Source organism: Bradyrhizobium sp. 18BD (genome assembly GCF_054185225.1).
The window spans coordinates 431,823-443,533 of the sequence record NZ_JAVAYL010000002.1 but is presented as its reverse complement, the minus strand read 5'-3'; the positions used below and the strand labels follow the sequence as shown (position 1 = coordinate 443,533).

At 64.8% G+C, this 11,711-nt stretch carries 11 protein-coding genes; 4 read left to right on the top strand and 7 right to left on the bottom strand.

Translation table 11 applies throughout. The annotated features are described in order from the left end of the window. The first annotated feature begins 69 nt into the window (after positions 1-69). On the top strand, positions 70-1,116 hold the full coding sequence (locus tag RAD16_RS05405) for a L,D-transpeptidase family protein (protein WP_458156956.1): 1,047 nt from the start codon (positions 70-72) through the stop codon (positions 1,114-1,116). A 17-nt stretch (positions 1,117-1,133) separates the two neighbouring features. Here the strand turns inward: RAD16_RS05405 and RAD16_RS05400 are convergent, their stop codons facing one another. From RAD16_RS05400 to RAD16_RS05385, 4 genes are all read right to left on the bottom strand, one after another. Further along, positions 1,134-1,550 carry a cupin domain-containing protein gene (locus RAD16_RS05400; protein ID WP_458156830.1) on the bottom strand — a complete coding sequence of 139 codons (417 nt, stop codon included), beginning with the start codon at positions 1,548-1,550 and terminating at the stop codon, positions 1,134-1,136. 12 nt (positions 1,551-1,562) lie between these two features. Further along, positions 1,563-2,306, bottom strand: coding sequence for an SDR family oxidoreductase (locus tag RAD16_RS05395; RefSeq protein WP_458156829.1), 744 nt, complete (start codon positions 2,304-2,306; stop codon positions 1,563-1,565). 430 nt (positions 2,307-2,736) lie between these two features. Then, complete coding sequence (locus RAD16_RS05390) at positions 2,737-4,101, bottom strand: TAXI family TRAP transporter solute-binding subunit (RefSeq protein ID WP_458156828.1); 1,365 nt, start codon at positions 4,099-4,101, stop codon at positions 2,737-2,739. A gap of 112 nt (positions 4,102-4,213) precedes the next feature. Further along, the gene (locus tag RAD16_RS05385) at positions 4,214-5,290 is read right to left on the bottom strand and encodes a methyl-accepting chemotaxis protein (RefSeq protein WP_458156827.1); all 1,077 of its coding nucleotides are present in this window, start codon (positions 5,288-5,290) and stop codon (positions 4,214-4,216) included. Positions 5,291-5,574: 284 nt separating this feature from the next. Between RAD16_RS05385 and recJ the strand changes: the two genes are divergently transcribed. The 3 genes from recJ to RAD16_RS05370 all read left to right on the top strand — a co-directional run bounded on the left by recJ (position 5,575) and on the right by RAD16_RS05370 (position 9,182). Further along, positions 5,575-7,416 (top strand): single-stranded-DNA-specific exonuclease RecJ, encoded by a 1,842-nt coding sequence (gene recJ, locus RAD16_RS05380; RefSeq protein WP_458156826.1) that lies wholly within the window; start codon positions 5,575-5,577, stop codon positions 7,414-7,416. Positions 7,417-7,480: 64 nt separating this feature from the next. Beyond that, a complete protein-coding gene (locus RAD16_RS05375) occupies positions 7,481-8,290 on the top strand; it encodes an SDR family NAD(P)-dependent oxidoreductase (protein ID WP_458156825.1) in 810 nt (269 codons plus the stop codon). 94 nt (positions 8,291-8,384) lie between these two features. After that, positions 8,385-9,182: an aldolase gene (locus tag RAD16_RS05370; RefSeq protein WP_458156824.1), complete on the top strand. Its 798-nt coding sequence runs from the start codon at positions 8,385-8,387 to the stop codon at positions 9,180-9,182. A gap of 22 nt (positions 9,183-9,204) precedes the next feature. Here RAD16_RS05370 and RAD16_RS05365 read toward each other — a convergent pair whose 3' ends face one another. The 3 genes from RAD16_RS05365 to RAD16_RS05355 all read right to left on the bottom strand — a co-directional run bounded on the left by RAD16_RS05365 (position 9,205) and on the right by RAD16_RS05355 (position 11,654). Then, on the bottom strand, positions 9,205-9,489 hold the full coding sequence (locus RAD16_RS05365; RefSeq protein ID WP_458156823.1) for a hypothetical protein: 285 nt from the start codon (positions 9,487-9,489) through the stop codon (positions 9,205-9,207). Positions 9,490-9,558: 69 nt separating this feature from the next. Next, positions 9,559-10,296, bottom strand: coding sequence for a hypothetical protein (locus RAD16_RS05360; protein ID WP_458156822.1), 738 nt, complete (start codon positions 10,294-10,296; stop codon positions 9,559-9,561). A 128-nt stretch (positions 10,297-10,424) separates the two neighbouring features. Next, entirely contained in the window at positions 10,425-11,654 is a 1,230-nt protein-coding gene (locus RAD16_RS05355) for a lytic murein transglycosylase (RefSeq protein ID WP_458156821.1), read from the bottom strand. Positions 11,655-11,711: the final 57 nt, after the last annotated feature.

Here is an 11,711-nt window from a genome sequence, read left to right as displayed (position 1 = left end):
ACTTCCGGCCTCGCGGCGAGTTGCCAGTGCCATGAATGTCTCCATTTTTGGAGCTGGCACATGGGCGACATGGGCGTGTTGCGAGGGCTGGCAAAGAGCGCCGGCTTCATCCGCCGGGCGTGGCCAATCTGCATCGCTCTGGCGCTTGCTTTGGCTGCAGCGCCTGCGGTCGCGGCCGAAATGAACCCGGACGCCATCAACGCGGCCGAACCGTCGAAGAAGACCCTGTCGAACGAGAAGCCGACCCCGGCGGGCGTGCGGCTGCAGGTGTTGCTTGACCGGGCGCATTTCTCGCCCGGCGAGATCGACGGCAGGTTCGGCGAGAATGCGAAGAAGGCGCTGCGAGCCTATGCCGAAGCGCGCCAGCTGCCGAGCACGGACGCCCTGACGGAGGACCTCTGGAAGGCGCTGCGTGCGGACGACCGGCCGGTAATGGCAACCTACACCATCACCGAGCAGGATTTGGCGGGTCCTTTCCTGAAGAAGCTTCCGGCGAAAATGGAGGACATGAAGGACATTCCGAAACTGGGCTACACCAGTCCGCGCGAGGCGCTGGCCGAGAAGTTTCACATGAGTGAGCAACTGTTGTCGGCGCTTAACCCCGGGCGCCATCTCGACCGCGCCGGCGAGGCCATCGTCGTGGTGGACGTCTCCACTTCAGGCGAGCCTGCCAAGGCTGACCGGGTGGAGGTCGACAAGGTCAGGCAGACCGTCAAGCTGTTCGACAAGTCGAATGCGTTGATCGGGTTCTATCCGGCGACCGTCGGCAGCGAAGACAAGCCGTCGCCCTCAGGCACGCTCAAGGTCACGGAGATCAGCCGGAATCCGCACTACCGCTACAATCCCAACTATCATTTCAAGGGCGTGCGTTCCCGCAAGCCCTTCACCATCAAGCCCGGCCCGAACAATCCGGTCGGCACGATGTGGATCAACCTGTCCGCCGAGGGCTACGGCATTCACGGCACGCCTTCGCCGGGAAAGATCTCCAAGGCGGAATCGCACGGCTGCGTGCGTCTCACCAATTGGGACGCCGAGCGTGTTGCGGCCAGCGTCTCGAAAGGAACGCCGGTCGCGTTCGTGGATGCTGCGGCCAATGCGAATGCTTCGGCGCGGTAGCGCCAGTGAATTCGGCGCTACTTCGTGATCGGCGTGGTCAGCTCCTTGTCGGCCGTATCCACCACGAACACGGCCAGCAGCTTCGCAGGCTCGGTCTCGCTGGCGTTGGCGCTGACGGCGTGGCGGTCGCCGGGCTTCTCGGAGAAGTTCTCGCCCTTGTGATAGACCTTTGCGGGGCCGTCATTGACCTGGCTGCGGATCGCGCCTTCCAGGACCGTGGCATAGATGAAGGCCGAGGGCGCATGGATGTGGGCCGGCGAGGAGCCGCCGGGACCGTACTCGACCAGCACGCCCTTCATGCTTTTACCCGGGACGTTCGGCAGCGCCTGGTCGAATACGACCGACACTTTGGCCTGGGCTGCCGCTGGCTCGGCTGCCTGAACCGTCAGGACGGATGCGGCATAAACCGCCGCTGCGATCAGCAATCTGCGCATGGGATTTCCTTCTCAGAGGTTCGCGAGCCATGTTGCGAGCGGGATCCGTCCGAGCCTGGCCTCGCCGAGCGGGTTCAGCGACGTATCGTCGATGGGCGCGCCGTAGTAGGGGGCCTTCGGGTCTCCCACCACCGGACGGGCATCGCCGGACGCCTTCAGGCGCCGCGCGATGAATTCGTTGAAGGGGGCTTTCTCCGGTCCTGCGATATCGATGGTGCCGTTGAGCGGCTGGCCGGTTGCGACTTCGGCCAGGCGATCAGCGACGTCTTCAGCCGCGATGGGTTGAAACAGGGCGGACGGGACGACGACCTTTCCATCGACCACGGCTGTATCAGCGATGGCGCCGAGGAATTCGAAGAATTGCGTGGCGCGCACGATCGAGTAGGGGACCGCTGCGGATTTGATGATGGTCTCCTGGGCGAGCTTGGCCCGGAAGTACGAATTGTCGGGCGACCGCTCGGTCCCCACGATCGACAGCGCGACGTGATGCTGCACACCCGCGGCTTTCTCGGCTGTCATGAGATTTGTGCTCGAGCGCTGGAAGAAATCGAGCACGGCGGCGGGTTCCCAGGACGGCGCGTTGGCGACGTCAACGACGACATCCGCGCCCGCAAGCGCCTCAACGAGGCCTTCGCCGGTCACGGCGTTCACGCCTGATTTTGGCGAGGCTGCAACCGCCTTGTGGCCGCGTTGCCCGAGCTTCGCCACGAGCTTGGATCCGATCAATCCGGTGCCGCCGATCACAACGATCTTCATGGCCTGTCTCCTCGGCATGTTGCCGGCGTGAGATGTTGAGAGAGCCTGTGCCCACGTCCGGCTGATGTGAGCCGTGTTTTACAGGAGCAATGGGGCGGGCTCTTGCCTGAAACCGGCCTGCGTTGCCGGAAACCGCCAAGACATGTCGTCGCGAGACCGCGATCGGTCAGGGATCATTCCCTTGTTGCGCTCGTGCGCAGACCGCAGGTTGTTTTCGAGATTAAATTTACGATGAGAGGCAGCAAGTCGCTGGGCGAGAGCCGGCCGGAACGGCGAGACGAGCGGACTATGCAACCATTGCAGATTGCCAGTGTTTTGCCCGACGAGTCAAACCGGTTGGCAAGCCGAAAAAGCGCAGCGTTATCAAACCCAGTTCTACTGTGCATGGGGTTGTTTTGCAGGTTTTAAGTTGGGCGTGGGCTGGACTGGACTATTTTCCCGTGTCTTGAACGCGCATCCCCTCGGAATGGGCGGCGCCCAGCGCGGCCTTGCGGTCATGGATCAGGTTCTCCAGACGATGCGCCGCGACGTTCAGTGTGGCCGCATCCAGCGTGTTCTCATCCTTGTCGGCGACGGCGCGTTGTGTGCGCAGCACGTTGTCGATTTGGTTTTCGATCTCGGAAAGCTCGGCCTCGTTGTTGGCTGTGCGTATCTTCCGTCCCAGCGCGTAGAGCGCGTCGAGCGCCGGCTCCGTTGGCCTGGGCCCGCCGGCCTTCAGGAACTGCCACAGCGCTGCCGCGACCGATGCCAGGACACCCAGGGCCATCGGCGCCAGGAAGATCACGTTGCTCCATTTGTCCAGGAAGCTCACCTGGGTGCCGTTGTAGTACTCGGCGGCACCGGCATGAACGGGAAGATAGGCGCCTGGGTCGGTGTCGGGTGCCTTGAATTGTGCAACGATCGGCCATTCCGGCAGGATGTCCCTGCGCGCGGCGATGAGGGCCTTTGTCAGGTCGGCGATGTCGTCGTTGTCGAGGGTCTTCTTGCCGACGATGTAGTAGTTCACGCGCAAGGTGGTGACGTCGTCCTCGGGCACCGGAGGCGATCCGCGCAGCGTGCCCTTGGGGATGTCGAAACTCTCATAGGCGCGCTCCTTCTCGGCGATCGCACCCGCATTCTCGATCGGGATCAGCACGGGCGCGGTCTTGGCGTTTTGCGGAAACATCCCTCGTACCAGCGACAGGTATTTGTCGCTGAGCGGCATGACGAACAGCACCGCGCGCACCTGCTTGCTCTCGAACGCGCGGCGGACCTCGTCCAGCGCAAGGCTCTTGAACGTAACGTTGGCGCGGTCGAGGCCGTACGAACTGGTCAGGACGCTGACGATTTTCTGATTGGTGTCGCTGGCAACGACGCCCACAGTCGCGCGCTTCAGCCCCGCGATATCGGTGATGCTGGATCCCGGCGGCGCCACCAGCATGGCCACGGCCTCGGCCAGCACGACGATGGCCTGGGCCTGCGAGAGGTCGCCGACGTCGCCGCGCACGACAGCGAGATCGGTCTTGTCCGACGAGAGGGCGGCGGCGGATTCGAGCGGGCCGCTGGTCTCGACGACCTTGAGACGCACCGGCGCGTTGTTCACGACGAGCCGGCTCGCAAGGGCCGAGACGATCTTCGGGGCATCGCCGTCCAGCGATCCCACCGCAATCGACAGCGTCACCGGCTGGGCGTACCAGCGATAGGCGAACAGCCCCGCGCCGGTCGCGAGCGCGACGAGTACCGCGACCGCGACGATACGCAGCCATGCCGGTAGCCTGCTGCCGGCATCGATACTGAATTTCGATAGATCGTCCATGGTACCGCGCGTCCCGGAAAGCTTTTCCGTGACGGTCAGCATCATGGCCCGGATGACAGCCCGGTGTTGATTTGCATCAACACAAAGGACTTAAGCGGCCTCGGGGGCGCCCTTACGCCCCGCAGACGATCACGCCGTACCAGCCGAGCCCGCGATAGGTCTCGTAACCGGGCGTCGCATGGAAGGCGACCATGGTACCGGAACGATCCTGATAGAAACCGGAACGCTGGCCGTTGAGTGAGAGCGAGATGCGCTCGCTCAGGATGCCCTGGCCGTCGGAGGCAGCGATCACGCGGAAATTCGAATCGACCAGCAGCACGCGGGCCTTGTCGCTGTCGCCGACGCGGACGCCTTGCACGATCGCGCGGGCCTGCGGTTCCCAGTCGAAATGGATGGCGAGCACGCCGATCGGCGCACCGTTGGCCTGGCCGCCCGCGCGGACGCTGGCGCAATAGGTGGCGACCTGCGCATTGCCGAGCAGTTGCTGGTTCTCGACGTCGCCGGCGACATAGTCGTCGCCGGAGCGCAGGGTCTTGGCCTCGCGAAACCATTTGGTGTGGGCGACGTTCTGGCCGGCGACGCGAAAGCGGTCGGCGCGGCCATTGGCGATGACGTTGCCGTCGAGGTCGCAGAGCCAGAGGTCGAGATAGACGGTGTAGGCACCGAGGATCACGCCGAGGCGCTGCGAGGCATAGCTGACGGCGGCCGGCGCAGGCGAGGCGGCGCAATCCACCACGGCGGAATCGGTCGCCCACCAGCGCACGTCGCAGGTGCGCTCATAGAGGTTGCGGTCGATCAGTTCGACCGCATTGAGCGACAGGTCGACCATGCGCTCGCCGCGCGAGCGCTGGCTCATGCGGTCGATCGAGGCGACGAGATCGCCGGTGCGCTTGGTCAATTGGCTTTCGAGCTCGCGCGCGATGGTCTCGACCTGCTGGCCGACGCCGCGCACCTCCTGTGCCACCACCGCAAAGCCAGCGCCTTGCGCGCCGGCGCGCGAGCTTTCGATCAGCGCGTTCAGCGCCAGCATCTTCATCTGGTTGGTGATCTGCTGGATCGCCTTGGTCTTGTCGACCGCGATCTGGTTGACCTCGGCGGTGAGGCGATTGATCAGCGCCGAGATGTCGGAATCATCTTCAGTGGGTTCGGACGCAATCGGCTTGGCTTTGAGACCCAGCGCAGCAGACATCGGGGACTTCCCTTGGCAATGAGGCCTGATCTGCAATGAACCCGGAACAACAACTCACAGATCGAATACGATTCTTTTTCGAGGATTCCGACTAACGCCTGCTTAATTTGCTGTTTTGCGGAATGCCTAAATGATAGTCAGTCCAGTCTGCCGGCCGGCCATCCACCGCTTTGTGCGGCCCAGCCGTTGCAAATTCCCGCACTTTCCCGGCCAATCCCCTGAAGCCTGAACCGGCGTCTGCGACATCGCCCTGATCCCAAGTTCCCTGTAGCCAGATTCGACTCATGACGCCGCCCGCCACCGCCTTACCCATCGAGACGCCCCAGGCGTTCCTGGGGGTCGCGCGCTCGCTCACCGACAAGCTCTGGCGGGACCGGCTGGACGCGCGCGGGGCGGCCAAGGCGCTTGCTATCGTGCAGCAGCACCAATTGCCGGAGCTGCTGGCCCGGGTGCTGGCGGGCCGCGGCGTCGACACCGACGCGGTCGCCGACTTCCTCGATCCGACCATCCGGAAGCTCATGCCGGACCCGTTCACGGTGACGGAGATGGAGGCCGCCGCGAAGCGGATCGCCGATGCGGCGGCGAGGGGCGAGAAGGTCGCGATCTTCGGCGATTACGACGTCGACGGCGCGACCTCGGCGGCGCTGCTGGCCTGGCACCTGCGCCATTGCGGGCTCGATCCGCTGATCCACATTCCCGACCGCATCTTTGAGGGCTATGGCCCAAACGTCGACGCGGTTCGCGGCCTGGCGGCCAAGGGCGCCACGCTGCTCGTCACCGTCGATTGCGGCACCACCAGCATCGAGCCGCTGGCTGAAGCCAAGCGCCTCGGCATGTCCGTGGTCGTGATCGATCATCACCAGGCCGGCACGGAGCTGCCGGAGGTCGATGCGCTGGTCAATCCGAACCGGCTCGATGATCTCTCCGGCCTTGGCCATCTCGCTGCCGTCGGCCTCGTGCTGGTGACGCTCGTCGCGGTTAATCGCGAGCTGCGCCAGCGCGGATTCTGGAATTCCGAGATGCCCGAGCCCGATCTGCTCGGCATGCTGCATCACGTTGCGCTCGGCACCGTCGCCGACGTGGCGCCCCTGATCGGCCTCAACCGCGCTTTCGTCGCCAAGGGGCTGATCGCGATGCGGCGGCGCGACCATGTCGGCCACACCGCGCTGATGGATGTGGCGCGGCTCAATGGGCCGCCGGAGGCCTGGCATCTCGGCTTCATGCTCGGCCCGCGCGTCAACGCCGGCGGCCGCATCGGCCGCGCCGACCTCGGCGTGCGCCTGCTGCTCGAGGGCGACAGCGTCGAGGCGTCCCGGATTGCGGCCGAGCTCGACCGCCTCAATACCGAGCGCCGCGTCATCGAGCAGGCCGCCGAAGCGCAGGCCGAAGCCGAGGCGCTGGCCTCGATCGGGCTGGAGGACAAGCTCGGCGTGATCGTGACGGCCTCGGAGGGCTGGCACCCCGGCGTGGTCGGCCTCGTCGCCTCCCGCCTGAAGGAGAAGTTTTCGCGGCCCGCCTTTGCCATTGCGCTCGAGCCCGGCGGCATCGGCACCGGCTCGGGCCGCTCGATCGCCGGCGTCGATCTCGGCAAGGCGGTGCGGCAGGCGGTCACGGACGGTATCCTGCTGAAAGGCGGTGGCCACGCGATGGCCGCGGGCGTGACGCTGCGCAAAGAGAAGCTCGCCGAATTCCGCGCCTATCTCGAGAACGCGCTGGCGCAGGACGTCGCCGAGGCCCGCCACGTCAACGAGCTCTACATCGACGGAGCGGTCTCAGCCCGCGCGGTGACGACGGAGCTGGCGACCACGCTCAACCGCGCCGGCCCGTTCGGCAGCGGCAATCCGGAGCCGGTCCTGGCGCTGCCGGGGCATCAGCTCGTCTATGCCGACGAGGTCGGCCAGGCGCATCTGCGCCTGCGCTTCAAGTCGGGCGACGGCTCGATCGTCAACGGCCTCGCGTTCCGTTCGGTCGGCCAGAAACTCGGCAATGCGCTCCTTGCCAACCGCGGCCAGCAACTGCATGTCGCGGGCTCCTTGTCGGTCGACCGCTACCAGGGCGCCGAGCGGGTACAATTCCGCGTCATCGACGTCGCGCTACCGGACCAGGGGCCATCCATGATCAGATAACGCAAGATCCAACGAGATCATGCGTCAAAAATAAATCGCTCGAACAACAAAAACGGGAGTGAACATGGCAGGGCAGGTTGAGGGCAAGGTCGCGCTGGTCACAGGCGGTGCCTCCGGTATTGGCGAGGCCATCGTCGAGCTGTTCGCGCGCGAGGGCGCCACGGTCGTCATCACCGACATCGACGAGCTGCGCGGGCCCGAGCTCGCCAAGCGCGTGACAAAGACTGGCGGCAAGGCGATCTTCCTGGAGCAGGACGTCTCCAGCGAGGAACGCTGGATCGAGATCGTTGCCGATGTCGCAAAGCGCTACGGCCGGCTCGACATCACGGTCTCCAATGCCGGCATCGGCATTGCCGTGCCCTCGATCGTCGACATGACGCTTGCTGACTGGCGCAAGCAGAACGCGATCAATCTGGACGGCGTGTTTTTGTCCGTCAAGCATTGCCTGCCCCTGATGCGCAAGACCGGCGGCGGCTCGATCGTGCTGATGTCATCGCTGGCGGGCCTGCGCGGCGCGCCTGGCCTGTCGGCCTATTCGCTGACCAAGGGCGGCGTCCGGCTGTTCGCAAAATCGATCGCGATGGAGTGTGCTGCGGCAGGCGACGGCATCCGCGTCAATTCGGTGCATCCCGGCATCATCGACACGCCGATCTGGGGCAAGATTCCGACCGGTGCCGCCGGCGCCGGCCAGAATGCGCCGATCGATCCGGAGGAACGCGCCAGGGTCGCAACGCCGCTCGCCCGCGCCGGCCAGGCCGCCGAGATCGCCTCTGGCGTGCTGTATCTGGCCTCCGATGCCTCGCGCTACGTCACCGGCAGCGAGCTTGTCATCGACGGTGGCATGAACGCAGGCGGGGTGCCGCGGCGGGCGTGAGACGCGCAGGGCAGGGTGGCGGTCGCAGGGGCTGACGCGCAGGCTTAGCCCCTGTACAAGGCGGACATTCCGACCGACAAAGGTGTCCTTCGCCATGGCGCACAGCCTTCATTCGTCTTCTTCCGCGCCTGAGTCCGTCCGCTCGAACCGGCCGGACCTTGCCACCGACGCGATCCGCACCGCGCGCGAGGACCTTGCCGCCTGCTTCCGCATGGCCGCGCGCAACGGCTTTGAGGAGGGCATCTGCAACCATTTTTCGGCCGTCGTGCCCGGCCATGACGATCTCTTCCTGGTCAACCCCTACGGCTATGCCTTCCGCGAGCTGACCGCTTCGAAGCTCCTGATCTGCGATTTCCATGGCAACGTGCTCGACGGCGAGGGCGTGCCCGAGGCAACCGCCTTCTACATCCACGCCGAGATGCACAAGCGCCTGCCGCGCGCCAAGGTCGCCTTCCACACCCACATGCCCTATGCCACCGCGCTGTCGATGACCGAGGGCGAGCCGCTGATCTGGGCCGGCCAAACCGCGCTGAAGTTTTATGGCCGCACAGCGGTCGATCGTGATTACAACGGCCTTGCGCTGGACAACCGCGAGGGCGCGCGTATCGCCTCCGCCGTCGGAGAAGCCGACATCGTCTTCATGAAGCATCACGGCGTGATGGTGCTGGCGCCGACCATCGCAGAGGCCTGGGACGATCTCTACTATCTCGAGCGCGCCGCCGAGGTGCAGGTGCTCGCGATGTCGACCGGCCGCAAGGTGCTGCCCGTCGATCCCGCGATTGCCGCCGAAACGTACCGGCAGACGCGCGACGGCGATTCCGAATCCGCGCGGCTGCATCTCGCCGCGATCCGGCGTCAGCTCGATGCGGAAGAGCCGCAATATCGGCACTGATCTCCGAGCGGCGTCGCGCGGCTCATCTCGAGACAGCCGGAAGATCCCGAACCGTCCTGATGCCACACATGGCAGCGTCGACGCTGTTGCGATCGCCGGCAGGAAGGCTGTTCATGACGCTCGCTATGTTCGTCAGTCGGCTCTTCAGCTCCTTCCTGTTTGAGGGGCCGTAGGAGGAATTTTTCAAAAGCCAGTCGAGCATCGCAGCCGTTGCATCGGTGCCGGCCTCTTCTGCGGCCTTTACCACGCCAGGGACCAGATCCGCTCCGAAGTGATTTGCGATATCCAGCACGTAGAGCCTTGCCACCGGATCGTTGTCGAATGGCGGCCCTCGCTTCGCGAGCAGTCCGAGGCATATCGGTTCATTGGCCGCCTGTCAGGTGTTCGGCTTGGTCACCTGTGATTTGCAGGCGGTCACTTCCGCAGCGGCAGCAGTTGCGGCATCGCCAGAGGGAGGAAGGCACTTGGAGTCGGTCACGGCCAGTGAGGAATCGATGATCGCCCGCATGTTCGCAACGGAGCAGATATTCGCGTATTGCTGCGCTCGGCCGCGGACAACGACGAGCCGTTCGAGCTCGTTGAAGCAGCCGCCCGTAGAGACGCACGCGCTTTCCTGCAAACGTCCTTTCGCCCAATCGGACTTCATGTTCTTGACGTAGTCGGCCATCTGTTGCTTGACGTGGCGCTTCAGCTGGCCGGAGTAGGGAGAAAAGGCGTAGATCTCCGAGGCGAATTTATTGACGTTCTGTGCGTAGGCGATCGTTGCTCCCGTGACGGCAACGGCATTGGCTCCGACCCCATAGCTCGCCATCAGCGGCGTTGCTGCGGTGATCGAGGCGGCCAGGATCTTGTCGACGAACGATGAGTCCTGATTGTAGCGGGTGAGAAGGTCGAAGAATTCGTCGCATCTCTGATTGGTGTAATTGACGCTGGCGAGCAGATATTCCGACGAAAACATGCGCCGAGTCCCGTTGGCGTCTGTCACCGTGATCGAACCGGCCTCGCTTGCATATTGAGAGACTTGCGCCGGAGTTGGCGTTGCAACGAGAGTTTCCGCCGACTGGCAGCTGGCTAAAGATAAGGCGAGCAAAAGCCATGCGTGCCTTGAAAACATGGCCGCGTCCCCCAAAAAGTTCCCCAATAAGTGAGGCCATCTTAGGTAGACGGAAAAATCCGCGGCAACTTTCGTTTCGGGCTGTCCACAGCGAATGACAGCCTGTGGACAAGTTCCGCGGCGTCGGACTAGGGGGCTTGCCGCAGCTTCGCCAGGACCTTCAGCCCGCCATAGCCGTCCGCGGGCGCAATCCCCGCGCGCTGCTGAAAGTCCTTGATCGCCTTCATCGTGTCGTTGCCGACGCGACCGTCGGTGCCGCCGGTATCGAACCCGGCCTTGGTCAGCCGTGTCTGCATCTCCTGCACTTCGGCCAGCGTCAGGGCGCGCTCGGAGCCGGGGAAGGGTTGGATGAAGGGCGGCGCACCAAGACAGCGATCGCCGAGATGGCAGATCGCCAGCGCATAATTCATCGAGGGATTGTAGCTCTTCACCGAATAGAAGTTCGGTCCGAGCAGGAAGGTCGGCCCGCCCGCGACCGGGGTCCACATCTGCGCGGATGCGTTCGGCTGCGGAAACGGCTGGCCGTCGGCGCGAGTGACGCCAGCCGCCTGCCATGCCGCATAGGTCCGGCTGCCGCTCGCCTCGCCGGACGCGCGCACCTCGTAGCCCCAGTGCTCGCCGCGATGCCATTTGCCGCGATTGACGAGATATTTCGCGGTCGAGCCCAGTGCGTCGTCGGGCTTGCCGAACGGCGAGACCTTGCCGTCGCCGTCATAGTCGATGCCGACATTGAGCCAGACCTCCGGCATCCATTGCGAATGCCCCATCGCGCCGGCCCATGAGCCCTTCATCTCCTCGGGCGTGCTCCAGCCCTTGTCGACGATGCGCAGCGCGTTGATCAACTCGGTCTCCCAATAGGCCTTGCGCCGCGGCTCGTTCCAGGCGAGTGCGGCGAGCGAGGGAAACACCGGCGTCATGTGGTTCTGCTGCACCAGGGGATCGCCATAGGCGGACTCGACGCCCCACAGCGCCAGCAGCGTGCCGCGCTCGACGCCGAAATCGCGCTCGATGCGCGCGAGCAGCGCCTCGTTGTTCTTCAGCGCGATCTTGCCGTTGATGATGCGCCAGTCGGAAACGCGGCGGTTGATGTATTGCCAGACCTGCTCGTGGAATTCCGGCTGGTTGCGCATCTGCTTGAACACGCTCATGTCGGGCTCGACCCGCCCCATCGCGCGCTGCCACGTTGCGGCCGAGATCCCCTTGGCCATCGCACGTGCGCGAAAGCTCTCGCGCCACTCATCGAAGCCCGAAGGCGCTGCAAGCACGTGCGCAGGCGACGCGAGCAAGGCGGCTGCGCCGAGCGCGGATTTCAGCAGGGTGCGGCGGGTGTGAGGGTACGAGGAATCAGCGCGTTTCATGGTGCCAGTCTAGCGTGAAACACGGCCCGTGTGAGCCGGTTCCGGGAACGTGGGGAA

What these genes read in the sequence shown, in the direction of transcription:
- RAD16_RS05405 (WP_458156956.1), top strand. Translation starts at nt 70, where the DNA reads ATGGGCGTGTTGCGAGGGCTGGCAAAGAGCGCCGGCTTCATCCGCCGG.
- RAD16_RS05400 (WP_458156830.1), bottom strand. Translation starts at nt 1,550, where the DNA reads ATGCGCAGATTGCTGATCGCAGCGGCGGTTTATGCCGCATCCGTCCTG.
- RAD16_RS05395 (WP_458156829.1), bottom strand. Translation starts at nt 2,306, where the DNA reads ATGAAGATCGTTGTGATCGGCGGCACCGGATTGATCGGATCCAAGCTC.
- RAD16_RS05390 (WP_458156828.1), bottom strand. Translation starts at nt 4,101, where the DNA reads ATGGACGATCTATCGAAATTCAGTATCGATGCCGGCAGCAGGCTACCG.
- RAD16_RS05385 (WP_458156827.1), bottom strand. Translation starts at nt 5,290, where the DNA reads ATGTCTGCTGCGCTGGGTCTCAAAGCCAAGCCGATTGCGTCCGAACCC.
- recJ (WP_458156826.1), top strand. Translation starts at nt 5,575, where the DNA reads ATGACGCCGCCCGCCACCGCCTTACCCATCGAGACGCCCCAGGCGTTC.
- RAD16_RS05375 (WP_458156825.1), top strand. Translation starts at nt 7,481, where the DNA reads ATGGCAGGGCAGGTTGAGGGCAAGGTCGCGCTGGTCACAGGCGGTGCC.
- RAD16_RS05370 (WP_458156824.1), top strand. Translation starts at nt 8,385, where the DNA reads ATGGCGCACAGCCTTCATTCGTCTTCTTCCGCGCCTGAGTCCGTCCGC.
- RAD16_RS05360 (WP_458156822.1), bottom strand. Translation starts at nt 10,296, where the DNA reads ATGTTTTCAAGGCACGCATGGCTTTTGCTCGCCTTATCTTTAGCCAGC.
- RAD16_RS05355 (WP_458156821.1), bottom strand. Translation starts at nt 11,654, where the DNA reads ATGAAACGCGCTGATTCCTCGTACCCTCACACCCGCCGCACCCTGCTG.